Source organism: Pseudomonas sp. MHK4 (assembly GCF_054600775.1).
Genome location: NZ_BAAIAK010000014.1, coordinates 1 through 21,079, shown reverse-complemented (window position 1 = coordinate 21,079; position 21,079 = coordinate 1). Strand labels below are relative to the sequence as shown.

At 62.4% G+C, this 21,079-nt stretch carries 24 protein-coding genes and 1 pseudogene; 8 read left to right on the top strand and 17 right to left on the bottom strand.

Annotation, left to right across the window (positions count from 1 at the left end):
• Nucleotides 1-101: 101 nt before the first annotated feature.
• The 9 genes from ACYP2Q_RS26500 to ACYP2Q_RS26460 all read right to left on the bottom strand — a co-directional run bounded on the left by ACYP2Q_RS26500 (nucleotide 102) and on the right by ACYP2Q_RS26460 (nucleotide 5,100).
• The gene (locus ACYP2Q_RS26500; RefSeq protein WP_459733184.1) at nucleotides 102-1,103 is read right to left on the bottom strand and encodes a glutathione S-transferase family protein; all 1,002 of its coding nucleotides are present in this window, start codon (nucleotides 1,101-1,103) and stop codon (nucleotides 102-104) included.
• 90 nt (nucleotides 1,104-1,193) lie between these two features.
• Nucleotides 1,194-2,195, bottom strand: coding sequence for a glycosyl transferase family protein (locus tag ACYP2Q_RS26495; RefSeq protein WP_459733183.1), 1,002 nt, complete (start codon nucleotides 2,193-2,195; stop codon nucleotides 1,194-1,196).
• On the bottom strand, nucleotides 2,192-2,527 hold the full coding sequence (locus tag ACYP2Q_RS26490; protein ID WP_459733181.1) for a TusE/DsrC/DsvC family sulfur relay protein: 336 nt from the start codon (nucleotides 2,525-2,527) through the stop codon (nucleotides 2,192-2,194). The genes ACYP2Q_RS26495 and ACYP2Q_RS26490 overlap by 4 nt, the downstream gene beginning before the upstream one ends.
• Nucleotides 2,524-2,817 (bottom strand): sulfurtransferase complex subunit TusB, encoded by a 294-nt coding sequence (tusB, locus tag ACYP2Q_RS26485; protein WP_459733180.1) that lies wholly within the window; start codon nucleotides 2,815-2,817, stop codon nucleotides 2,524-2,526. The genes ACYP2Q_RS26490 and tusB overlap by 4 nt, the downstream gene beginning before the upstream one ends.
• On the bottom strand, nucleotides 2,817-3,179 hold the full coding sequence (gene tusC, locus ACYP2Q_RS26480; RefSeq protein WP_459733178.1) for a sulfurtransferase complex subunit TusC: 363 nt from the start codon (nucleotides 3,177-3,179) through the stop codon (nucleotides 2,817-2,819). Before tusC ends, tusB begins: the two co-directional genes overlap by 1 nt.
• Nucleotide 3,180: 1 nt before the next feature.
• Nucleotides 3,181-3,573: a sulfurtransferase complex subunit TusD gene (gene tusD, locus ACYP2Q_RS26475; protein WP_459733274.1), complete on the bottom strand. Its 393-nt coding sequence runs from the start codon at nucleotides 3,571-3,573 to the stop codon at nucleotides 3,181-3,183.
• Nucleotides 3,574-3,771: 198 nt separating this feature from the next.
• The gene (locus ACYP2Q_RS26470) at nucleotides 3,772-4,476 is read right to left on the bottom strand and encodes a YoaK family protein (protein WP_459733177.1); all 705 of its coding nucleotides are present in this window, start codon (nucleotides 4,474-4,476) and stop codon (nucleotides 3,772-3,774) included.
• A 25-nt stretch (nucleotides 4,477-4,501) separates the two neighbouring features.
• On the bottom strand, nucleotides 4,502-4,831 hold the full coding sequence (locus ACYP2Q_RS26465; RefSeq protein ID WP_459733176.1) for a DUF6388 family protein: 330 nt from the start codon (nucleotides 4,829-4,831) through the stop codon (nucleotides 4,502-4,504).
• A gap of 20 nt (nucleotides 4,832-4,851) precedes the next feature.
• Nucleotides 4,852-5,100 (bottom strand): hypothetical protein, encoded by a 249-nt coding sequence (locus tag ACYP2Q_RS26460; protein WP_034146936.1) that lies wholly within the window; start codon nucleotides 5,098-5,100, stop codon nucleotides 4,852-4,854.
• Between the two features lie 148 nt (nucleotides 5,101-5,248).
• On the opposite strand from ACYP2Q_RS26460, the gene ACYP2Q_RS26455 reads away from it, so the two are divergent.
• On the top strand, nucleotides 5,249-5,599 hold the full coding sequence (locus ACYP2Q_RS26455) for a hypothetical protein (protein ID WP_046817189.1): 351 nt from the start codon (nucleotides 5,249-5,251) through the stop codon (nucleotides 5,597-5,599).
• A 133-nt stretch (nucleotides 5,600-5,732) separates the two neighbouring features.
• Here ACYP2Q_RS26455 and ACYP2Q_RS26450 read toward each other — a convergent pair whose 3' ends face one another.
• Entirely contained in the window at nucleotides 5,733-6,158 is a 426-nt protein-coding gene (locus ACYP2Q_RS26450) for a GNAT family N-acetyltransferase (protein ID WP_459733175.1), read from the bottom strand.
• A 145-nt stretch (nucleotides 6,159-6,303) separates the two neighbouring features.
• Between ACYP2Q_RS26450 and ACYP2Q_RS26445 the strand changes: the two genes are divergently transcribed.
• Nucleotides 6,304-6,741, top strand: a complete 438-nt coding sequence (locus tag ACYP2Q_RS26445; RefSeq protein ID WP_459733174.1) for a hemerythrin domain-containing protein — start codon at nucleotides 6,304-6,306, stop codon at nucleotides 6,739-6,741.
• Between the two features lie 15 nt (nucleotides 6,742-6,756).
• Here the strand turns inward: ACYP2Q_RS26445 and ACYP2Q_RS26440 are convergent, their stop codons facing one another.
• Entirely contained in the window at nucleotides 6,757-7,269 is a 513-nt protein-coding gene (locus ACYP2Q_RS26440) for a methylated-DNA--[protein]-cysteine S-methyltransferase (protein ID WP_459733173.1), read from the bottom strand.
• A 137-nt stretch (nucleotides 7,270-7,406) separates the two neighbouring features.
• Between ACYP2Q_RS26440 and ggt the strand changes: the two genes are divergently transcribed.
• Complete coding sequence (ggt, locus tag ACYP2Q_RS26435) at nucleotides 7,407-9,134, top strand: gamma-glutamyltransferase (protein WP_459733172.1); 1,728 nt, start codon at nucleotides 7,407-7,409, stop codon at nucleotides 9,132-9,134.
• A gap of 69 nt (nucleotides 9,135-9,203) precedes the next feature.
• The gene (locus ACYP2Q_RS26430) at nucleotides 9,204-9,737 is read left to right on the top strand and encodes a cysteine hydrolase family protein (protein WP_459733171.1); all 534 of its coding nucleotides are present in this window, start codon (nucleotides 9,204-9,206) and stop codon (nucleotides 9,735-9,737) included.
• A 124-nt stretch (nucleotides 9,738-9,861) separates the two neighbouring features.
• On the opposite strand, the gene ACYP2Q_RS26425 is transcribed toward ACYP2Q_RS26430, so the two are convergent.
• Nucleotides 9,862-10,503 (bottom strand): TetR family transcriptional regulator C-terminal domain-containing protein, encoded by a 642-nt coding sequence (locus ACYP2Q_RS26425; RefSeq protein ID WP_459733170.1) that lies wholly within the window; start codon nucleotides 10,501-10,503, stop codon nucleotides 9,862-9,864.
• 147 nt (nucleotides 10,504-10,650) lie between these two features.
• Between ACYP2Q_RS26425 and ACYP2Q_RS26420 the strand changes: the two genes are divergently transcribed.
• The 4 genes from ACYP2Q_RS26420 to ACYP2Q_RS26405 all read left to right on the top strand — a co-directional run bounded on the left by ACYP2Q_RS26420 (nucleotide 10,651) and on the right by ACYP2Q_RS26405 (nucleotide 16,340).
• Nucleotides 10,651-11,628 (top strand): helix-turn-helix transcriptional regulator, encoded by a 978-nt coding sequence (locus ACYP2Q_RS26420; protein ID WP_459733169.1) that lies wholly within the window; start codon nucleotides 10,651-10,653, stop codon nucleotides 11,626-11,628.
• Between the two features lie 145 nt (nucleotides 11,629-11,773).
• Nucleotides 11,774-13,621 carry an amidohydrolase gene (locus ACYP2Q_RS26415; RefSeq protein WP_459733168.1) on the top strand — a complete coding sequence of 616 codons (1,848 nt, stop codon included), beginning with the start codon at nucleotides 11,774-11,776 and terminating at the stop codon, nucleotides 13,619-13,621.
• Nucleotides 13,622-13,684: 63 nt separating this feature from the next.
• A complete protein-coding gene (locus ACYP2Q_RS26410; protein ID WP_459733166.1) occupies nucleotides 13,685-15,091 on the top strand; it encodes a purine-cytosine permease family protein in 1,407 nt (468 codons plus the stop codon).
• Between the two features lie 145 nt (nucleotides 15,092-15,236).
• Nucleotides 15,237-16,340: a sterol desaturase family protein gene (locus ACYP2Q_RS26405; RefSeq protein ID WP_459733165.1), complete on the top strand. Its 1,104-nt coding sequence runs from the start codon at nucleotides 15,237-15,239 to the stop codon at nucleotides 16,338-16,340.
• On the opposite strand, the gene ACYP2Q_RS26400 is transcribed toward ACYP2Q_RS26405, so the two are convergent.
• The 5 genes and pseudogenes from ACYP2Q_RS26400 to ACYP2Q_RS26380 all read right to left on the bottom strand — a co-directional run.
• On the bottom strand, nucleotides 16,243-16,965 hold the full coding sequence (locus ACYP2Q_RS26400) for a L,D-transpeptidase family protein (RefSeq protein WP_459733164.1): 723 nt from the start codon (nucleotides 16,963-16,965) through the stop codon (nucleotides 16,243-16,245). The two genes, ACYP2Q_RS26405 and ACYP2Q_RS26400, sit on opposite strands and share 98 nt — an antisense overlap.
• Nucleotides 16,962-17,723 (bottom strand): M15 family metallopeptidase, encoded by a 762-nt coding sequence (locus ACYP2Q_RS26395; RefSeq protein WP_459733163.1) that lies wholly within the window; start codon nucleotides 17,721-17,723, stop codon nucleotides 16,962-16,964. The genes ACYP2Q_RS26400 and ACYP2Q_RS26395 overlap by 4 nt, the downstream gene beginning before the upstream one ends.
• 38 nt (nucleotides 17,724-17,761) lie before the next feature.
• Entirely contained in the window at nucleotides 17,762-18,718 is a 957-nt protein-coding gene (gene lipA, locus ACYP2Q_RS26390; protein WP_459733162.1) for a lipoyl synthase, read from the bottom strand.
• Nucleotides 18,719-18,876: 158 nt separating this feature from the next.
• Nucleotides 18,877-20,133: a serine hydroxymethyltransferase gene (gene glyA / locus ACYP2Q_RS26385; RefSeq protein WP_459733161.1), complete on the bottom strand. Its 1,257-nt coding sequence runs from the start codon at nucleotides 20,131-20,133 to the stop codon at nucleotides 18,877-18,879.
• Between the two features lie 155 nt (nucleotides 20,134-20,288).
• Nucleotides 20,289-21,079 (bottom strand): annotated as a pseudogene (locus tag ACYP2Q_RS26380) (glycine dehydrogenase (aminomethyl-transferring)); the annotation flags it as partial.

Below are 21,079 nucleotides of genomic sequence, written 5' to 3'. Positions count from 1 at the left end.
ATCGCCAGCAGGCTGGCTCCCACAGTGAATTGTGAACTACACAGATTCCCTTGTGGGAGCCAGCCTGCTGGCGATTGGGGCCTTCAAAACCTGTACAAATCTCAGGCCTTGCGCCAAACCCCTTTCCCACTCAACCGCTCCCTATCATGCGGGGTGGTAAAATCCTGCTCCGGCCCTTTCGGCACAATCCCCGTCGGATTGATGGTCTTGTGGCTGCCGTAGTAGTGATTCTTGATGTGCTCGAAACTCACCGTCTCGGCAATCCCCGGCCATTGATAAATCTCCCTTAGCCAGTTGGACAGGTTCGGATAATCCGCAATCCGCCGCAGGTTGCATTTGAAGTGGCCGTAATACACGGCGTCGAAACGAATCAACGTGGTGAACAAGCGGATGTCCGCTTCGGTCAGGTACTCACCGGCCAGGTAACGATTGGCACCCAGCAACTGTTCCAGTCGATCCAGTTCGGCAAACACTTCATCGAAGGCTTGTTCATAGGCGCTCTGGGAGGTGGCAAACCCGGCGCGGTACACGCCGTTGTTCACGGCCGGATAGATCCGCTCGTTCAGCGCGTCAATCTCCCCGCGCAATGCTGCCGGGTAGAAATCCAGGTCATTGCCGGTCAATTCATCGAAGGCACCATTGAACATGCGGATGATTTCCGCCGACTCATTGTTGACGATGCGCTTCTGCTGGTTGTCCCACAGCACCGGCACGGTGACGCGGCCGGTGTAGTCGGCGGTGTCGGCGGTGTAGCGCTGGTGCATGAAGTCGAAGTGATCGAGTTTGTCGCCGGTGGAGCCGTGGGACTTGTCGAAGGTCCAGCCGTTCTCCAGCATCAGATAGCTGACCACCGACACATCGATCAGGCTTTCAAGGCCCTTGAGTTTGCGCAGGATCAGTGTGCGATGCGCCCACGGACAGGCCAGTGACACGTAGAGGTGATAACGGCCGGCCTCGGCAGCAAAACCCCCGATACCGGTCGGACCAGGTTGGCCGTCAGCCGTGACCCAGTTGCGACGCTGCGCCTGTTCACGCTGGAACGCGCCGTCCTTGCTGCTTTCGTACCATTTGTCCTGCCAGCGACCTTCAGCTAACAAACCCATGTCCGAGACTCCTCAACCGATAAGCGTTGGAGAGGAGTCTAGACTGATAGGTTCGATAAAAAAGCGCAAAGCTTGATGGGTTATGATCGATTAAATCGATTTGTCCCGTGCATCCCAGTATTGCTGGGCGGTCTCGAACGCTTGCTCGCGGCTCTGGCCGAGGCCACGCAATGCCAAGGCCATGGTCGAGATCAGGGCCATTTGCGGATAGCTGTCCACCACATCGCCGCGCCACACTGCCTTGAGATGCGCAGGTTCCAGGCTGGCGGGTTTGACGTGGCGTTGACTCGACAGTTGTGGCCACTCCTCATCCCAGCTCTCGCCGCCGGTGGTGCCGTACAAGTGGCTGTCGGCGTCGGGGTTGATCTCGATCTCGCCGCCATCGCCCTTGACCACGATCGCGGTGTCGCCGAGCAGGCCGCTGGCATCGCGATGCACCGCCTGGTAGCCGGGGTGGAAGATGCTTTGCAGGCCGCAACGGGCGCCCAGCGGGTTGAGAATTCGCGCCAGCGAATGGATCGGCGAGCGCAGGCCGAGGGTGTTGCGCAGGTCGATCATGCGTTGCAGTTGCGGTGCCCAGTCCACCAGCGGCATGAAGGCCAGGCCGCCGTTGTCCAGCGCCACGCCCACCTGCTGCCAGTCGCGGCACAACGGGATGTCCAGCTCTTCCAGCAGTTGTTCGCTGTAGAGCCGACCCGCGGTGTGCGCACCGCCGCCATGCATGAACACCCGCACGCCGTTCTGCGCCAGGCACTTGGCCGCCAGCAGGTACCACGGCAGGTGACGCTTCTTGCCGGCATAGGTCGGCCAGTCGAGGTCGACCGCCAGGGCCGGCGCCTGCAAGCGTTCACGCAAGGCCTCGGTGAAACCGGCCATTTCCTGCGCGCTTTCTTCCTTGTGGCGCAACAGCATCAGGAATGCACCGAGCTGGGTATCCTCGACCTGGTTGTCGAGCACCATGCCCATGGCGGCGCGGGCTTCTTCACGCGTCAGGTCGCGGGCGCCACGCTTGCCTTTGCCGAGGATCCGCACGAATTGGGCGAACGGGTGCTCGGCAGGCGTTTCGAGGGTCAGCGCTGGGTAGTCGGTCATAGGCAATTCGTCGGTTTGGGCAGGCCCGCCAGTTTCGCGGCGAGTTTGGCAGGGGTGCCTTTGAACAGTCGGTTCAGGTGCAGGCTGTTGCCTTTGTCCGGGCCGAGTTTCAATGCGGTGTACTTGATCAGCGGCCGGGTGGCCGGCGACAGCTGGTATTCGGCGTAGAAGTTGCGCAGCAGCTCGAGGATTTCCCAGTGCTCGGGGCTCAACTCGATGTCTTCGGCGGCGGCCAGGGCGCTGGCGACGTCCGCCGACCAGTCACTGAGTTCCACAAGAAAACCGTCCTTGTCCAGCTCGATGGCGCGCGCGCCGACGGTCAATACATTCATGTCCAGCTGTTGACCTTGTCGTGGTGGATCGACAGTTCGACGAAGGCCGGATAATCGACCGCCGTCGCCCAGCCCGGCACATCGATGGCCCGGGCCTGGGCATCTTCGGCGAGCACGTAGAGTGCCAGGCCGCGGGCATTGAGCGCCGTGAACGGTGCGGTGCCCGGCTGCAGGGCATAGGCCGCGTCACCGCACAGCAGCAGCGCGTCGTTGGTACCGATCAACCGCAGGCAACTGTTCAGGCGGTCGTCGCCGAACGGGGAATGAGACAACACATGCAAAGTCGACATCAGAGGGTGATCACCTGGTCGTAACGGTCAATGAGCGCAGTGATTTCGTGTGCGGCCAACACGCGGGCTTCCGCGAGCGCCAGGGCGCCAGGGTCCAGGCCACGTTCGCCGGCGCTGTCGGCACAGACATACAGTTCTTCGACGCCGAACATCGGCAGCGCCTGCAGGTTGGCGCTCAGGTCTTTGTGTTGCAGGGCCTTGGCGTCCTGTTTCGTGGCGAGCTGGAACACGCCGTCGTCGAGAAACAGCAGGCCGATCGGCAGATCGAAGGCGCCGCCCGCCAGCACGATGTCCAGCGCTTCCCGCGCGCCCGGACCGGACCATGGCGATTGGCGGCTGATGATCAGCAGGGATTTAGCCATCTCACGCACCTCCGAAGCAGATCAGGCGGTCGGCGTCCTGCACCGCATCGTGCAACTGGCCGAGGCCGGACAATTCCCACGGCGCGCCGACGGCGACAGCCTCGCGCTGATAGCGCTGGGCTTCTTCGTCGTTCAACACCCCGCGACGCAGGGCGGCGGCGATGCACACCACGCCATCGAGTTGGTGTTCGCTGACGAAGGCGCGCCATTGTTTGGGCACATCCAGTTCATCCTGAGGCGTGACCACACTGCTGGACGCGTTGTAGACGCCATCCTGATAGAAAAACAGCCGGACAATCTCATGCCCACCGGCCAGCGCGGCCTGGGCGAACAGCAAGGCGCGGCGCGAGGAGGGCGCATGGGCGGCGGAAAATACGGCGATGGCGAACTTCATGACGGACTCGATCAGCGAAACTGCGGCCATGATAATGCTTTATCGGCGCTGGGGCTAAATCGATGTCGCCTGTGCGGGCCTCTTCGCTGGCAAGCCAGCTCCTACAGGAAATGCGTCGATCACAAAGCTGCCGGTCGCCACAGAACCACTGTAGGAGCTGGCTTGCCAGCGATGGCGACCGAACAGGCAACACAAAACTCAGCGCGGCATATAGCCCAACTGCCAACGCCGCGGGATCTTCAGCGACAACAGCCCCAGCACAGCCGCCAGCAACCCGCTGGCAAACAGCGCCTTGAGCCCGAAATGCTGTTCCAGCACCGCACCGAGGACCGCACCGGCGAACATGCCGGTCCAGGGGATCAATTGCACGCGCCAGCCGCTGCGGCGTTCGCCGAGCAGCCAGCGCCCCAGCCCACGGCCGAAGCGCGACAGGGCGCCGGTGACATAGGTCAGGCCGACCGGCAGGCCGTTGACCTCTTCCACGGCGGCATTGAGCATGCCCATGGCGATGATCGCTGCCAGCAGGGCGGGCAGTTGCGAGTCGTAGGGCCAGGCCGCGGCGGTGCACAGCAGGGCGGCGATGCACATCAGCAAGGGCAGTGGTCGACGCCCGGTCAGGCGGCTGACGATAACGCCCAGCGCATTGCCGACAATGAAGGTGGCGATGAGGAGCACCAGGCGCAGGGTCAAGCCCAGGTCGGCGACACTGATGGCGACGGCCATCCGCGTGGTGTTGCCACTCATGAACGAGACGAAATCGCCGCTGGCCATGAAGCCGATCGCATCGGTCATGCCGGCCAGCACCGAGAGCATCGCCACCAGGCTCAGGCCGATGCGCCCGCGCCATTTCTGCGTGTGCAGGTGTCCGGGGCTGGCGTGGGTCCTGGAGGCGGAAGGCAGCATGGGCGATGACGTCCTCGAGCGGTGGTCAGGGGGTTATCCCGTACAGGTCGCAATACTCCAGCCAGTCCATGCCGGCCATTTCCGCGACTTCCTTGTGCACTTCCAGGCGCTGGGCCTCATATTCTTCAGGTGTGGCGGCGGTCAGTTGCAGCGTCAGCTCCCAGGCAAACAAACCCTGGCGCTCGGCTTCGGCTTCAAAGGCCTCATGCAAACGCTCATCGCGAAACTGTGCAAGGGTTTCGCCCTTGGCCTGGGCCAGCAGCGGGTTGAGGTTGTCGAGCTCGACGCGCAGTTCGGGATGCTCGTCGAGAAACCTGTTCAGTGCCTGTTCGTGTTGCTGTTCGGATGCCGCCATGGTCACTCCTTGGGAACGGATTACGAAGACTGTTTCTTGCTGGCCTTGGCCGCTGCCGCCAGGCACTCGAGGGCAAACTGCTCGGTATAGGTCATCTGGATCGGCGTGGTTTCGCCCTTCACGGTTCTTTCGCCGTCGAGGATGTAGCGAATGCGCTTGTCGGTGACGCCGATTCGCTTGGCGATCCACGAGGGCGTCTGACCGATCTGGCTGATCAGCTTGTCGGCATATTCAGTGGTCGGTTTGTAGAATTCGGCATTGGGTGTCATGGGGCTTCCAGTCAAAGGTGCAATACAGCGTTATTGGCGCGACAGGGTGCGCGAATCGTCACGCGCTGTCGCGGTATAAATGAAGTAAAGCAGAACGATACGCAGTGCCACGGTGATACAGTCCGCTTTTTCCTCATGAGTGAATGCAATGCGAATTCTGATGGTGGCGCTGGCCGTTACCTTGCTGGCGGGATGCGCGAGCTCGGCGATGAACGATGCTCGTACCAAGGCCCCGTACAAGACCTTGAACTCGGACAAGCCGGCCAAGGACGTCGCCCAGTGCGTGCAGTTCTCCTGGCAGGACGAGGCGGTGTTCGGAGTCGATGCCGCCGCGTACCTGGAACCGGGAGAGAAGGGTAGCACCACCGTGTACACCCGCTCGGCGGAGTCTTTTGTCGACGTGACCACCGATGCCTCGGGCACCGTGTTGAGTTACTACGCGCAGCAGGATGACTTTGTCGCCAAGCGGCGGTTGGCGGCGTTGGCCACCTGCCTCTGATTTGGCGCAGCACCCCCTGTAGGAGCGAGCCTGCTCGCGATGGTCGTCAACGAAAACGCTGGAAGTCTGACACCCCGCGGCCTGCTCGCGTTTTTCGCGAGCAGGCTCGCTCCTACAGGGTTTAGCGTTATGGTCAGTAGCTCAGGCGCTTCTGGAAGAAAAAGTGCTTATAGCCCGGCGGGTAGTCGGCGATGTGGCCGATCTCGCTAAAGCCGCATTTTTTGTAGAACTCCGGCGCCTGGAACTCAAAGGTGTCGAGCCATATTCCGACGCACTTCCTCTCCCGCGCCAGCTCTTCGGCCATCTGCATCAACCGGGTGCCCATGCCCTGTCCCCGGGCCTGTTCCGGCACCGACAGCAGGTCGATGAACATCCACTGGTAGAACAACCGGGCATAAAGGCCGCCGAGGATCGCATCGTTTTCGTCGCGCACCAGCAGGGCAATATGCTCGGGCACCGCGCCGTCGGCCTTCGAGGCGTTGTAGGCGCGCAGCGGCAGCAGGATGGCCTGGCGCTCTTCTTCCGTGGGGGTGGGCGAAAACTCTATTCGCAGGTTCATGGCTATGTCCTTATGGCAGTGAATCGGCAGCCTATCGTGGTTGCCGCCATTGTTCCATCACCCTCAGCGAGTGGAACCGTCGCCAACGCGCAGATGTCATTTACTGTGACGCGCCATTCCAGAGTGCGACCGATGAGGACATTCCGTGAATATTTTCGAAGCCTTGCGCGAAAGCCACGAGCGCCAGCGTACCTACGCCAAAGCCCTGATCCGCACCAGCGGCGATACGCCTGAACGCGTCGAGGCGTACAAGCAGCTCAAGTCAGAGCTGCAGGCTCACGAAACCGCCGAAGAGCGGCATTTCTACATCCCGCTGATGGAGTTCGACAACGGCGTCGACTTGAGCCGCCACGCGATCGCCGAGCATCACGAGATGGATGAAATGATGGAGGAGCTGGACGGCACCGAGATGTCCAGCCCGGCTTGGCTCGCGACCGCGAAGAAGCTGTCGGAAAAGGTCCATCACCATCTCGAGGAAGAAGAGCAGAAGTTCTTCCAGATGGCCGGCAAGTTGCTCGACGACAAGCAGAAAGAGTCGCTGGCGGGCCAGTACGAGAAGGAATACAAAGCGCAACTGGCTTGAGGTAAACCCTACAAATCAAAAGCCCGGAAGGCGTGCGGTTCCAGGCCAGTGGCCGCCTTCCAGGGTGAGCAATCTTTGCTTCGCTTCCAGTCCCCCGGCAAACCCGGTCAGCTTCCCCGATGCGCCAATCACCCGATGACAGGGCGCGATGATCGATATCGGGTTCCTGCCATTTGCCGCACCCACCGCCCGCACCGCGCTCGGGTGGCCGATCTGCTCGGCGATCTGGCTGTAGCTGCGGGTCTGGCCGAATGGAATGGTCAGCAAGGCCATCCACACCTTCCTCTGGAATTCCGTCCCGGCAAAATCAAGCTCAAGTTCGAAAGACTGGCGTGTGCCGGCGAAGTATTCGCCCAGCTGTTGCGCCGTGCGTTGCAGGACCTCGTTGTCCGGCGCTTCGCTCATCGGACCGAGGCGTACACGGCCCGGCTTGTCGTTTTCCCAGAGGATGGCGACCAGACGTAAACCGTTCGCCACCAGCTTCAACTCGCCGACCGGTGATGCCAGGGTGATAAAGGTGCAAGTCATGCCGCGAGTGTCGCCCAATTGTTGAACAGGCGTTAAGGATACTGCTTCACCGGGGAGGCGCAATACGCAATCGCGACCATACTTGCCTACGGCTTTTGAAGCGTTTCCCCTGGTTGATAACAAAAAGAGAGCGACTCATGAAGTACGAACCTTTTGCCAAATCGCTGATTGCGACCTCGTTGGCGCTCAGCTGCCTGATGGCCCATGCGGCCTCCGTCGCCCCGGTTGCCGCCGAAAACGGCATGGTGGTCACCGCCCAGCACCTGGCCAGCCATGTCGGCGTGGATGCGCTGAAGAACGGTGGCAACGCGGTCGACGCCGCTGTGGCGGTGGGGTATGCGCTGGCGGTGGTCTATCCCGCGGCGGGTAACCTGGGCGGGGGTGGTTTCATGACCATCCAGCTGGCCGACGGGCGCAAGACCTTCCTCGATTTCCGTGAAAAAGCACCGCTGGCCGCCACCGCCGACATGTACCTGGACAAGGCGGGCAACGTCGTCCCTGACCTGAGCACCCGCGGCCACCTGGCCGTTGGCGTGCCGGGCACCGTGTCCGGCATGGAACTGGCGCTCTCCAAATACGGCACCAAACCGCGCAAGGAAGTGATCGCACCGGCCATCAAGCTCGCCGAGGACGGTTTCGTGCTGGAGCAGGGTGACGTCGAGTTGCTGGAGTACGCCACCGACGTGTTCAAGAAGGACATCAAGGATTCCGGCGCGATCTTCCTGAGCAATGGCGAGCCGATGCAGGTCGGGCAGAAGCTGGTGCAGAAAGACCTCGGCAAGACCCTGCGGGAAATCTCCGAGAAAGGCGCCGACGGCTTCTACAAAGGCTGGGTGGCCGACGCCATCGTCACCTCCAGCCAGGCCAACAAGGGCATCATCACCCAGGCCGACCTCGACAAGTACAAGACCCGCGAACTGGCGCCCATCGAGTGCGACTACCGCGGCTACCACGTGGTCTCGGCCCCGCCACCGAGCTCGGGCGGGGTGGTGATTTGCCAGATCATGAACATCCTCGAAGGCTATCCGATGAAGGAGCTGGGCTACCGCTCGGCCCAGGGCATGCACTACCAGATCGAAGCGATGCGCCACGCCTATGTGGACCGCAACAGCTACCTGGGCGACCCGGATTTCGTGAAAAACCCGATTGCGCACCTGCTCGACAAGAACTACGCGACCAAGCTTCGTGAAGCCATCAGCCCGCAAAAGGCCGGTGTGTCCCGCGATCTCAAACCTGGCGTGGCACCCCATGAAGGCAGCAACACCACCCATTACTCCATCGTCGACAAATGGGGCAACGCGGTGTCGGTGACCTACACCCTCAACGACTGGTTCGGTGCCGGGGTCATGGCGAGCAAGACCGGGGTCATCCTCAACGACGAAATGGACGACTTCACCTCGAAAATCGGCGTACCCAACATGTACGGCCTGGTGCAGGGCGAGGCCAACGCCATCGCCCCCGGCAAGGCGCCGCTGTCGTCCATGAGCCCGACCATCGTCACCAAGGACGGCAAAGTGGTGATGGTGGTCGGCACCCCCGGCGGCAGCCGTATCATCACCGCGACCTTGCTGACCATGCTCAACGTCATCGACTACGGCATGAACATCCAGGAAGCGGTCGATGCACCGCGTTTCCACCAGCAATGGCTGCCGGAGGAAACCAACCTGGAGACCTTCACCACCAGCCCGGACACGGTGAAGATCCTCGAAAGCTGGGGCCACAAGTTTGCCGGTCCCCAGGATGCCAACCACCTGGCGGCGATCCTGGTGGGCGCGCCGTCGCTGGAGGGCAAGCCGGTGGGCAAGAACCGTTTCTACGGGGCCAACGATCCAAGGCGTAATACCGGGTTGTCGCTCGGCTACTGAGGCTTGTGTTTGGAGGGGGACGGACTTATGTTCGTCCCCTGATCCACTGACTTCTTCAAGGAAGGAACCATGACCACTGCACTGCTGATCATCGATGTACAGCAAGCCTTGTGCGCAGGCGAGTACGAGTGTTTTCAGATATCGCGTGTCATCAACACCATCAACGATCTCTCTGCCCGGGCGCGAAAGGCCGGCGTGCCGGTGGTGTTCATCCAGCACGAGGAAAAGGGCAGTCCCTTTGCCCATGAAGCGGCTGGCTGGCAACTGGCCGAAGGGTTGGAAACTTCACCCAAGGATGCGCGCGTACGCAAGACCACCCCGGATTCGTTCTACCAGACCAACCTGCAGAAGCTGTTGCCGATAGATGACTTCGAGCGCCTGGTCATCTGCGGGCTGCAAACCGATTATTGCGTCAACGCCACCGTGCGCCAGGCGTTGAAACTGGGCTACGACGTGGTGCTGGCGGCAGACGCGCACTCCACTGTCGACAACGGCAACCTCAGCGCCGAAGACATCATTGCCGAGCACAACAAGGACTTGGCGCACCTGACCGGTTCGGTGGCGCGGATCGACGTGGTCCCGGCCGCAAAAGTCCTGTTTTAAGCTACGCAGTCCCCTTGTAGGAGCCCGGCTTGCCGGCGAAGGCGTCCTTGAATATTGCACTGGTCTTGCGGGCGCCTTCGCCGGCAAGCCGGGCTCCTACAGGGGAATGCAGCGCTCGCCCAGTTCAAGTCGCAAACTTCAAAACCCTGTCTTCCCGCACCACAAACGGCACCACGCCGCCCAGCACCAGCCGGGTAATGGTCGCCGCCGCGTTGTCGTAATCCTCGTCCTGTGGCGTCCCGCGCCCGGTGATATGCGCCATCTGCCATCCCAGGTTGGTGTACGTGCGCGTCGCCGACCAGATGAACAACATCAGATGCTCCGGATCCACCGGCGCCAGAACACCCCGTTCGATCCAGCTGCTCAGGCATTCGACGTTGCGCCGGGCCTCGGCGTACAGCAGGTCTCGACATTCCTCGGGCAGGTGCCTGGCGCCCAACAACAGCTCATCGCTGAACACCTTTGCAATGTGCGGGTGCTCCCGGGCGATACGAATCCGCGCCTCGATGTAGGCCGGCAGGCTCACCAACGGGTCGTCGCTCTCACGCAGCACCGCAGAGGCTTCCAGCAGCGGCTCGACAAACCCGAGCAGCACCTTGGCGTAGAGGTTTTCTTTGCTCTGGAAGTAGTAATACAGGTTGGCTTTCGGCACCCCGGCGCGGGCCGCAATGTCGCGGGTCTGGGTGGCGTCGAAGCCCCTGGCGGCAAATTCCGCGCTGGCGGCCTCCAGGATCAGCTGCTGGTTGTGTTGGCGAATACGGCTCATGGGGACTTCTTGGCGATTTGAGTTTCGCAATATACAAAACTATATAGCGATAGAGCCAGTCTCATCCCCAAATCCGCCGGTGGACGCCATCGCGGCGCCTGTGGCATGGTCCCGGCGACAAACCATGCAGCGAACAGGATCGGCACGATGAAGCAGGGTAATCAGGGTGGCAACACCCTGCAGGCGTTCAACCGTTGCGTGTTGCACCTGGGGCGACTGGCGCGGGAGCGCGGTGCCGCCGAATTCATCGCCGACGGCTTGCAGGCGTTCCGTCAACTGGTGCCCTTCGCTTCGGCATGGTGGGGCGAGATGTCCGTTTCGCTCGGCAGCGCAGTGCCGCAAAGCTGGATGCACGGGCGCATCGACCTGCCTGGTTCGTTTGCCGGCGAATGGCAACAGACTGCCGGCAGCGACCGATTTTCCCATGACACCTTGAGCCGTCCTGGCGAGGTCATCCGCGACAGCGGCTTCAACGACCCCCACGCCGAAGTCGATGCATTCGCCCGGCGCCACGATCTCTATCACCTGATGTGCATCACCTTCGAGCTGCCGGAAAGCGGCTTGATGTTTTTCGTTTGCCTCTACCGTGGCGCCGATGCAATGGCCTTCAGCGACGACGAGGCCGATCTGTTTTCGGCGTTCTGCGATCACCTGTTGCAGCTGTGGCGATTCCAGGTGCAGGACATGATCCGCGTCGACACCGGCAACGGCGCCAGCGATTTCGGGGTCGCGCGGCGTGACGGTGGCTTGCTCTACATCGGCGCCGGGTTGTGCGCGGTCATTCAACGGGAGTTGCCCGGTTGGAACGGCTCGACGCTGCCCGAAAAGATCATCGCGCAACTGCCCTCAGCGCCCTGCGTGATGCGCCTGGGCCGCTCGGCACTGACCCTCAATCCGAACGCGGAGCACGTCATCCTGTCGCTGCAAACCCAGCTACGGGGTGCCGAGCTGGCACCTCGGGAGCGGACGGTGGCGATGCTGTTTGCGGCGGGCCACTCCTACAAGGAAATCGCCAGGATCCTCTCCCTCAGCCCGGCCACGGTGCGCACCTACCTGCGCAATTGCTACTTGCAGCTGGGCGTGAAGAGCAAGGTGGAACTGGGATCGGTGCTGCGCTCCGTCTGACCGCAACGCCGGGTTATTTGCCTTACCCTCCTCATTTGCAGAGGTCCACTGGAGTGCCTTGCCCTATAGGGTATGCCCTGCATATCAAGGGCTTGCGCGGCAGTCTGCGGACCCTTGCAAAACTATAAAAACAGAGGTGAGGCCATTGAAATTCTCCAGGCTATTTATCGCCGTTGCCGGTGCGACGGCCGTGTCCTGCGTGGCGCTGGTGGGGTGCCAGAGCCAGGGTTCGACCAGCGCCGACATGGTCATGCGCAACGGTTACGTGTACACCGTCGACGGCAAGGATTCGGTGCAACAGGCGGTTGCCGTCAAGGACGGGAAGATTGTGTATGTGGGCAGCGATGAGGGGGTCGCCGGGTACATCGGCCAGCAGACGCAACTGATCGACCTGGCCGGACGCATGCTGATGCCGGGCTTCATCGATGCGCACATGCATCCGGGGGACGGCGGTCGCGCCATGACCTTGTGCGATCTGAAGTACCAGACGATGACCCGCAAGGTGTTCCAGGAAAGCATCCAGGCCTGTCTGGATGCGGACAAGGACAAGGGCCCCGATGTCTGGCTCGAAGTCGGCAGCTGGGATCGCATGGGCATGACCGGCCTCGACGGCGATGCCGACAAATCGACCCTCGATGCGCTCAAGACCCGGCGCCCGATCCAGGTACGCTCCACCGACTTCCACACCGTGCTGGTCAACTCCCGCGGCCTCGCGGTGGCGGGCATCGACAAGCGCACGGCCAACCCCGGCGATGGCAAGTACGTGCGCGACAGCGCCGGCAATCCCACCGGAATCTGCGAGGACGGCGCGGCGGATGCCATGGCCGCCGTGGTACCGCCGGCCACCGACGCCGAGAAGCTGAATCAAAGCCGCGCAGCCCTTGACGCCATGCGCCAGCAGGGCATCACCAGTTTCTTCGATGCCATGTCGGGACCTGAGAATGCCAAGGCGTTCACCGCCCTCGCGCAGTCCGGCGAACTGACCGCCCGGGCGTTGCTGGCGATCAAGCTCGACCCGGCCGCCGCCAGCGCCGACCCGGATAAAACCATCGCCGAGGCCAAGGCCCTGGCCAGCACCTACGACCAGGGCGAAGCCAAAGTCGCGCCGGGCGTGAGCATGCGTCACGTCAAGTTGTTCATGGACGGCATCATCAACGCACCGGCCGACACCGGGGCCATGTTGACACCGTACCTGCACAACGCCGGAACCGAGAAGGCGCCGAAATGGACGCCAGGCAATAACCAGGGCGAGCTGTATTTCCCGCCCAAGGTACTCGATCCGCTGCTGCTCAAGGCCGTCCAGGCCGGTTTCGATCCGCACCTGCACGCCACCGGCGACCGCGCGGTACGCGACTCGCTCAACGGCATCGAATACGTGCGTCAACAATTGCCCGGCAATCCATTCCGCCCGGCCATTACCCACGCCGAATCGGTGGACCCCGCCGATTATGGGCGCTTCAAGGCGCTGGACGTGACCGCCAACATGTCTTTCCAGTGGGCGCAGCAGGCACCGTCCACGGTGGACGGTACCCATGAACACCTGGGTGCCGAGCGGTTTTCCCGCATGGAGCCGTCGGGCAGCATCGCCCGCGCCGGTGGCCGGGTGGCGTATGGCAGCGACTGGCCGGTCGACCCGCTCGACGAGTTCCTCGCGCTGAAGATCGGTGTCACCCGCGCGGGCGATCCACAGAACCCGCACAGCTACGGTGCGAAATACGCGGGCAGGCTCAACGGTGATCCGGCGCTGTCCCGCGCCGAGGTGCTGCGCACCATCACCCTGAATGCCGCCGAGCAGCTCAGGCTGGAGAAAGTGACGGGCTCGGTGGAGGTGGGCAAGTTTGCCGACCTGATCGTCCTGGACAAGAACTTCATGCAGGTGCCTGAAGAGGAGTTGGGGCGCAATCAGGTGTTGCTGACGCTGGTGGGCGGCAAGGTGGTGTGGGCGAAGGCGCCGTTTGTGGGGCAGGTGGCCATGACCGAACCGCAAAAATAAATGCATTCCCCCCCTGTGGGAGAATTGCGTGCATGCCTTCTATTTTCGAAGAGAACAAGAATAATGACCGATAGTCAGCAACGAAGTCCCCTGGTCGAGACCCGCTCGATCGATTACATCCCCGAAGCCGAACGCCATGGCAGCCTGTACAGCCAGTTCACCCTGTGGCTCGGCGCCAACCTGCAGATCACCGCAATCGTCACCGGGGCGTTGGCCGTGGTGTTGGGCGGTGACGTGTTCTGGTCACTCATCGGCTTGCTGATCGGCCAGGTCCTGGGCGGTGCCGTGGTAGCGCTGCACGCGGCCCAAGGGCCGAAGCTCGGGCTGCCGCAGATGATCTCCAGCCGCGTGCAGTTCGGGGTGTACGGCGCGGCAATCCCGATCGTGCTGGTGTGCCTGATGTACCTTGGCTTCAGCGCCACCGGCGCGGTGTTGTCGGGGCAGGCGATTGCCCAGTTGATCAGCGTCAGCGACAGCGTCGGCATCCTGATTTTCGCCGCGTGCATCGCGCTGCTGACGATGTTTGGTTACCGGGTGATTCACTTGGTCGGGCGGGTGGCCAGCGTACTGGGCGTGATCGCGTTCGTCTACCTGTTCAGCCGCTTGATCAGCCTCAACGACATCGGCCTGTTACTGGAAAATCGCCACTTCAGCTGGAGCACTTTCCTGCTGGCGGTGTCGCTGTCGGCTTCCTGGCAGATCGCCTTTGGCCCCTACGTGGCGGACTATTCGCGCTACTTGCCGAGCAACACCTCGTCCTGGAAAACCTTCACCGCCGTCGGCCTCGGCACCGTGCTGGGCGCCCAGGCATCGATGGTGCTGGGCGTGTTTGCCGCGGCGTTGGCGGGGGCGAACTTTCGCGGGCATGAAGTGGCGACCATCGTCGGCCTGGGCAGCACCGGGATGATGGCCTCCCTGCTGTACCTGAGCGTGGTGTTCGGCAAGGTCACGGTCTCGACCCTCAATGCCTATGGCAGCTTCATGTGCGTGGCCACCATCATCAGCGGCTTTCGTCGTCGCCTGGAAATCAGCGCCGGCCAGCGCATGGTGTTCGTGCTGGTGATTGTCGCGGCGTCCACCACTCTCGCACTGTTGGGCCAGTACTCGTTCCTCAACTCGTTCAAGTACTTCATCCTGTTCCTGCTGACGTTTTTTACCCCCTGGAGCGCGATCAACCTGGTGGATTACTACTTCATCAACAAGGAGCGTTATGACATCCCCGCGTTGTCCGACCCGGCAGGCCGCTATGGCCGCTGGAACCTGCTGGGGATCAGCGTGTACGTGATCGGCGTGTTGATCCAGCTGCCTTTCGTCGACACCCATTTCTATTCAGGACCCATGGTCGCGCAACTCGGCGGCGTGGATATTTCCTGGATCGTCGGGCTGGTGGTGCCGGGGATCCTGTATGTCCTGCTGGCCAAGTCATCAGCATCGGTTGCGCCAGTTGCCGAAATCCCAAGACCTGAATAAGATACATCCGCAATAACATTCTGTAGGAGCCGGCTTATCGGCGAAGGCGTCCTCAAGGACGTCTGCGCTGGCAAGCCGTGCTCCAGCAAACAGGGCTTGTTCGAACCAACACACAACGCTCTACTTCAGCAGGGGGCAGCCTTTCATGGATGTTCTCGCACCGCTCGACCACTACCTGCACCGGTGGCTGGTCGCGCCTGTCAGCGACCAGTTCCTGGGGCTCTTCGACCTCAATGGTCGTCTCTGTGTGGCCTTTCTTTTCACCTCCTACGCCGTGGCCTACGGCTTGTTCCGCTGGCGCAGATCCCGCGGGCTGACCGACGCGTCCACCTTCTGGCAGTTCATCGGCGGCAACCGCGTGCATTTTCATCCCTCGGCGCTGCTCGACTACCGCTATTACTTTGTGCGCGCCATCCTCAAAGTCATGCTGGTGGTACCCATCGTCGGCCTGGTGGACCCGTACGTCTTGCGTTCCGGGGACTACATGCGCTTTTTCACTCAGCTGTGGGGCGCACGGGTGCAGGTCGAGGAGCACCTGGCCCTGTCCCTGCTCTATGGCTTGGGCGTGTTCCTGCTGCAGGACTTCATCCATTACTGGGCCCACCGTGCTTACCACACGCGCTACCTGTGGGCGTTCCACAAGGTCCATCATTCGGCGACGGTGCTGGTCCCAGTGACGGCGAGCCGGGTGCATTTCCTCGAGAAGGTGGTCGAGCGGTTGATCGACCTGGTGTTCGTCAGCGCCTTTGCCGGCCTCTTCTGGTACGCCTGCGGCGGGGAGATCAGCCGTTACACGCTGTTCGGCGTGACCTACATGGTGTTCATCCTCAACGCCCTGGCGGCGAACCTGCGCCACAGCCATGTCTGGCTGTCCTTCGGGCCGCGGGTCGAGCATGTGCTGAACAGCCCGGCGCAACACCAGATTCACCACAGCGACGCACCGCGGCACTTCAACAAGAATTTCGGGATCAACCTGTCACTCTGGGACTGGATGTTCGGCACGCTCTACGTCACCCAGGCGCAACCGGAGCCCATCCGTTTCGGCACCGGCGAGGCGGATCATGGCCGTTACCTGAGCCTCTACAGCCTGATCGTCACGCCCTTTGTCGAAACGGCGGGCAAGCTCCGCCTGGCCAGGCGCCCGCTTGGGGTCAGCGCGGTGGCAGGTGCCAGCGTTCCCGCAACTGCTCGTACTGCGCCTCGGGCAGTTGCACCAGTAGCGGGGACTGGCGTGGGTCGAGCCAGCTGAACAGGCGAGCGATATCCGAGGGGTCCATGGCAGTGCAACCCCGTGTCGGCGCCGTCGGCCCACGCCAGATGTGGAAGAAGATGCACGAGCCGGCCGCCGGGGATGCCGGGGTGTTGTGTTCGATGAAAATGCCCCGGCGATACAAGTCATCCTCGCGGCGCATCCGTTCGGCGCTGTTCCAGTCTTTGGCAACCGTGGCGCCGTCGACCAGTTCGTTGTAATGAGTGGACTGACTGTCATCCACGCATTCGATGGCCTTGGTCAGTGCGAGGTAGGGCAGGCGAGTTTCGACGCAAGCGTCGTAGCCAAAAGCGCTGCCCAGTTCGAAAACCCCGGCGGGTGCCTTTCCATCGCCTTCCTGTTTCACCGGCCCCTGAAGTGGCCGGGTGTCGAGCAGCCCCTTGCCCCAGCCCATGCCGTGTTTGCCAAGAACCACCGCAAACGGCGCTTCGACTTTTTCGAAGGTGCTACCGTGGCGTTCATAACGCTGGGCAATGCCCTGGATGGCATCCCAGTCCTTGCTGGTGACCACGATCAACTGACCACTACTGTCGAGCCCTTGCGCCATTGCGGTACAGGGCAGCAGCAGGATCAGCCACGCGCAGATTTTGCCGAGACTGTTCATGGCGCCAAGGGGGTAACGGGGAAGTCCATGACGGTCTTCAACGCCGCATCCCGGGTATAAGTGAAGTGCCACCACTCGGCGGAGTAACCGGTGAATCCCTCCTGCGCCATGGCGCGGGTCAGGCGCTGGCGATTTTCCATGGCCGCCTCCGTGATCGACGTCGAATCGGTGTGGGCGCGCTCATCGAAGCAATCGAACCCGGTGCCCATGTCGACTGCGCCGTCGTGCCAACGCTGACCATAGGGCGCCGTGCAATCGATAGGCGTGGCTGACGGCGTCCAGGTGTCGGCGGGCAGGGCACCCGGCCCTGTCATGCTGAGGTCGACGGTGCCGCCTTTGGAGTGGTTGGACACCCGCGCCACATAGCCCAGGCGCCAGAAATCCTGCTTGTCCACCCGTGGATAGAATTCGGCCTTGCGCGGGTCGCCCGGCTCCGTGGCGAAGCGCCCCATGTCCGTGACCGCGCGGCTGGGGCGATAGCAATCGAAGACCTTCAAGCCGTAGCCTTGCGCCTGCAGTGCCGTTTGCACCCGGGCGAGGGCCTTGGCAGCCTCCCGGGACAACAGGCACTCAGCTGCTTCGTAACCATCGAGCGGATGCCCGGTGAAGTTGTGGGCGCTGGCGTAGCGGATGTCCTGCTCGATGCCCGGATCGATGGTGCGCAAGTACACCATGTGCTCGGGCTTGGGCTCGGCACCGGCGACAGCCGACAAGGCGAGAGTGAGGAATGGGAGCAATGTTCTAGCAACAAATGGCATCGGGCCGGGCCTGCGAAATGGCATGACAAGTCACTTCATCATGGCTTGAAACCGGCGGCACCTCCATGAAGTTGTTGATCGGCATGATAGGACGAGCGCACCAGCGGCCCTGAAGCGACGTTCTTGAAGCCCATCCTGGCGCCTTCCTCGGCGAACCAGGCAAACACGTCCGGGTGCACGAAGCGCTGGACCGGCAAGTGGCTGCGCGACGGTTGCAGGTACTGGCCGAGGGTGAGCATGTCGACATCGTGCTCGCGCAGGCGCCGCATGACTTCGATCACTTCCTCGTCGGTTTCCCCAAGACCCAGCATCAGCCCGGATTTGGTCGGGACGTGCGGGACCCGTTGCTTGAAGTTTTGCAGCAGGTCCAGCGACCATTCGAAATCCGAGCCCGGCCGTGCGGCCTTGTACAGGCGCGGTACGGTTTCCAGGTTGTGGTTGAATACATCGGGCGGCTCAAGGGCGGTAATCGCCAGGGCGACGTCCATCCGTCCGCGATAGTCCGGCACCAACGTTTCCAGCTGGATACCCGGCGACAGCTTGCGGATCTCACGCAGGCAATCGACAAAGTGTTGGGCGCCCCCGTCGCGCAAATCGTCGCGGTCCACCGAGGTGATCACCACGTATTTGAGGCGCAGTTCGGCGATGGCCACGGCAAGGTTGGTCGGCTCATCGACGTCCAGCGGTTTCGGCCGGCCGTGGCCGACATCGCAGAACGGGCAGCGCCGGGTGCAGATGTCGCCCATGATCATGAAGGTCGCGGTACCCCCGGAGAAACACTCGCCCAGGTTCGGGCACGAGGCTTCCTCGCAGACACTGTGCAGCTTGTGTTTGCGCAGCAGTTGCTTGATCCGGTCGACCTCGGGGGAGGTCGGCATGCGTACCCGGATCCAGTCGGGTTTACGCGGGAATTCATCGGTGGGGATGATCTTGACCGGAATCCGCGCGACTTTTTCCGCACCGCGCAGTTTGGTGCCGACTTGCACTTTGTTCATAGGTTTTCCCAAGGACTGTCAGACAAAAACCGGACCTGTGTAGGAGCAAGCTTGCTCGCGATGGTCGCTAACGATGACGCGGTCTTCCTGACGAAAACGCGTCAGCTTTACGTCCATCGCGAGCGAGCTCGCTCCTACAGGGGTTTTGTGGTGTGTGCTTAGTCGCGGTACACCGGGAAGTCGCTGCACATCGCAGCTGCCTGCCGCGCGACCTGGGCCTCGACATCGGCATCGCCGAGGTGATCGAGGATGTCGCAGATCCACCCGGCCAGCTCGATGCTCTGGGCTTCCTTGAACCCGCGGCTGGTGATCGCCGGGGTACCGATGCGCAGGCCTGAGGTCACGAAGGGCGACTGCGGATCGTTGGGCACGGCGTTCTTGTTCACAGTGATGCCGGCACGGCCCAGGGCGGCGTCGGCGTCCTTGCCGGTCAGGCCCTGGCGGATCAGGCTGACGAGGAACAGGTGATTGTCGGTGCCACCGGACACCACGTCATAGCCGCGATCGATAAACACCTGGGCCATCGCCTGGGCGTTGCGGATCACTTGCGCCTGATAGGTCTTGAACGCCGGCTCCAGCGCTTCCTTGAAGCACACGGCCTTGGCGGCGATCACATGCATCAGCGGGCCGCCCTGGCCACCGGGGAATACGGCGGCGTTGAGTTTTTTCTCCAGCTCCGGATTGGACTTGGCCAGGATCAGTCCACCGCGCGGACCGCGCAGGGTCTTGTGGGTCGTGGTGGTGACCACGTCGGCGTAGGGCAGCGGGTTCGGGTACAGGCCGGTGGCCACCAGCCCGGCGACGTGGGCCATGTCGACGAACAGATAGGCGCCGACCTTGTCAGCGATCTCACGGAAGCGCGGGAAGTCCAGGGTCTTCGAGTATGCCGAGAAACCGGCGATGATCATTTTCGGCTGGTGCTCGACGGCCAGGCGTTCGACTTCGTCGTAGTCGATCAAGCCGGTCGCGGTGTCGATGCCGTATTGCACGGCGTTGTAGAGCTTGCCGGAAAAGCTCACCTTGGCCCCGTGGGTCAGGTGACCGCCGTGGGCCAGGCTCATGCCCAGCACGGTGTCGCCAGCCTGCAGCAACGCCAGGTAAACCGCGGCGTTGGCCTGGCTGCCGGAGTGCGGTTGGACGTTGGCATAGTCGGCGCCGAACAGCTGTTTGGCGCGGTCGATGGCCAGTTGTTCGACCACGTCGACGTGTTCGCAGCCGCCGTAGTAGCGCTTGCCAGGATAGCCTTCGGCGTACTTGTTGGTCAGGCCGCTGCCTTGTGCCTCCATGACTCGTTGGCTGGTGTAGTTCTCCGAAGCGATCAGCTCGATGTGGTGTTCCTGCCGCGCGTCTTCGGCGTTCATCGCCGCCAGCAGTTGGTCGTCGTAGCCTTTGATCTGGTCGTGTTTGCTGAACATGGTGAAAGTCCTCTGTTGTTCTCGAAATGGGGTCCACCTGTAGGAGCGAGCTTGCTCGCGATGGTCGCTAACGATAACGAGGGCTTCCTGACGAAAACGCGTCAGCTTCACGTCCATCGCGAGCAAGCTCGCTCCTACAGGGTTATGCGGTGTTTTCAGGCGTAGTCGGCGATGGATGGGCACGCGCAGATCAGGTTGCGGTCGCCAAACACGTTGTCGACGCGGCCTACGGGCGGCCAGTATTTGCCGTCGATCAAGGTGTCCAGTGGGTAAACCGCCTGCTCGCGGCTGTACGGATGCGACCACTCGCCGACGATTTCCGCTGCGGTATGCGGGGCGTTCTTCAGCGGGTTGTCGTCCTTGTCCAGCGTGCCGTTTTCCACCGCGCGGATTTCTTCGCGGATGCGGATCATGGCGTCGCAGAAGCGGTCCAGTTCTTCCCTGGATTCGCTTTCGGTCGGCTCGATCATCAAGGTGCCGGCCACCGGGAAGGACATGGTCGGGGCGTGGAAGCCGAAGTCGATCAGGCGCTTGGCGACGTCATCGACGCTGATGCCGCTGCTGTCTTTCAGTGGGCGCAGGTCGAGGATGCATTCGTGGGCGACCAGGCCGTTGCTGCCGGTGTACAGCACCGGGTAGTGCTCTTCCAGGCGACGGGAGATGTAGTTGGCGTTGAGGATCGCCAGCTGCGAAGCGCGCTTCAAGCCCGCGCCGCCCATCATGCGGATGTACATCCAGGTGATCGGCAAAATGCTCGCGCTGCCGAACGGTGCGGCGCAGACCGCGCCTTCCTTGCGTGCCATGTGCGCGTGGCCCGGCAGGAACGGGGTCAGGTGCGATTTCACGCCAATCGGGCCGACGCCCGGGCCGCCACCGCCGTGGGGGATGCAGAAGGTCTTGTGCAGGTTCAGGTGCGACACGTCGCCGCCGAACTTGCCCGGGGCGC

Excerpts from the sequence above, each read along its gene's own strand:
- ACYP2Q_RS26460 (WP_034146936.1), bottom strand. The coding sequence starts at position 5,100 with ATGACACCCAATGCCGAATTCTACAAACCGACCACTGAATATGCCGAC.
- ACYP2Q_RS26430 (WP_459733171.1), top strand. The coding sequence starts at position 9,204 with ATGACCACTGCACTGCTGATCATCGATGTACAGCAAGCCTTGTGCGCA.
- ACYP2Q_RS26440 (WP_459733173.1), bottom strand. The coding sequence starts at position 7,269 with ATGACTTGCACCTTTATCACCCTGGCATCACCGGTCGGCGAGTTGAAG.
- lipA (WP_459733162.1), bottom strand. The coding sequence starts at position 18,718 with ATGAACAAAGTGCAAGTCGGCACCAAACTGCGCGGTGCGGAAAAAGTC.
- ggt (WP_459733172.1), top strand. The coding sequence starts at position 7,407 with ATGAAGTACGAACCTTTTGCCAAATCGCTGATTGCGACCTCGTTGGCG.
- ACYP2Q_RS26400 (WP_459733164.1), bottom strand. The coding sequence starts at position 16,965 with ATGAACAGTCTCGGCAAAATCTGCGCGTGGCTGATCCTGCTGCTGCCC.
- ACYP2Q_RS26450 (WP_459733175.1), bottom strand. The coding sequence starts at position 6,158 with ATGAACCTGCGAATAGAGTTTTCGCCCACCCCCACGGAAGAAGAGCGC.
- tusB (WP_459733180.1), bottom strand. The coding sequence starts at position 2,817 with ATGTCGACTTTGCATGTGTTGTCTCATTCCCCGTTCGGCGACGACCGC.
- ACYP2Q_RS26455 (WP_046817189.1), top strand. The coding sequence starts at position 5,249 with ATGCGAATTCTGATGGTGGCGCTGGCCGTTACCTTGCTGGCGGGATGC.
- ACYP2Q_RS26470 (WP_459733177.1), bottom strand. The coding sequence starts at position 4,476 with ATGCTGCCTTCCGCCTCCAGGACCCACGCCAGCCCCGGACACCTGCAC.
- ACYP2Q_RS26410 (WP_459733166.1), top strand. The coding sequence starts at position 13,685 with ATGACCGATAGTCAGCAACGAAGTCCCCTGGTCGAGACCCGCTCGATC.
- ACYP2Q_RS26490 (WP_459733181.1), bottom strand. The coding sequence starts at position 2,527 with ATGAATGTATTGACCGTCGGCGCGCGCGCCATCGAGCTGGACAAGGAC.
- ACYP2Q_RS26500 (WP_459733184.1), bottom strand. The coding sequence starts at position 1,103 with ATGGGTTTGTTAGCTGAAGGTCGCTGGCAGGACAAATGGTACGAAAGC.
- ACYP2Q_RS26425 (WP_459733170.1), bottom strand. The coding sequence starts at position 10,503 with ATGAGCCGTATTCGCCAACACAACCAGCAGCTGATCCTGGAGGCCGCC.
- glyA (WP_459733161.1), bottom strand. The coding sequence starts at position 20,133 with ATGTTCAGCAAACACGACCAGATCAAAGGCTACGACGACCAACTGCTG.
- ACYP2Q_RS26405 (WP_459733165.1), top strand. The coding sequence starts at position 15,237 with ATGGATGTTCTCGCACCGCTCGACCACTACCTGCACCGGTGGCTGGTC.
- ACYP2Q_RS26420 (WP_459733169.1), top strand. The coding sequence starts at position 10,651 with ATGAAGCAGGGTAATCAGGGTGGCAACACCCTGCAGGCGTTCAACCGT.
- ACYP2Q_RS26495 (WP_459733183.1), bottom strand. The coding sequence starts at position 2,195 with ATGACCGACTACCCAGCGCTGACCCTCGAAACGCCTGCCGAGCACCCG.
- ACYP2Q_RS26395 (WP_459733163.1), bottom strand. The coding sequence starts at position 17,723 with ATGCCATTTGTTGCTAGAACATTGCTCCCATTCCTCACTCTCGCCTTG.
- tusD (WP_459733274.1), bottom strand. The coding sequence starts at position 3,573 with ATGAAGTTCGCCATCGCCGTATTTTCCGCCGCCCATGCGCCCTCCTCG.
- ACYP2Q_RS26465 (WP_459733176.1), bottom strand. The coding sequence starts at position 4,831 with ATGGCGGCATCCGAACAGCAACACGAACAGGCACTGAACAGGTTTCTC.
- tusC (WP_459733178.1), bottom strand. The coding sequence starts at position 3,179 with ATGGCTAAATCCCTGCTGATCATCAGCCGCCAATCGCCATGGTCCGGT.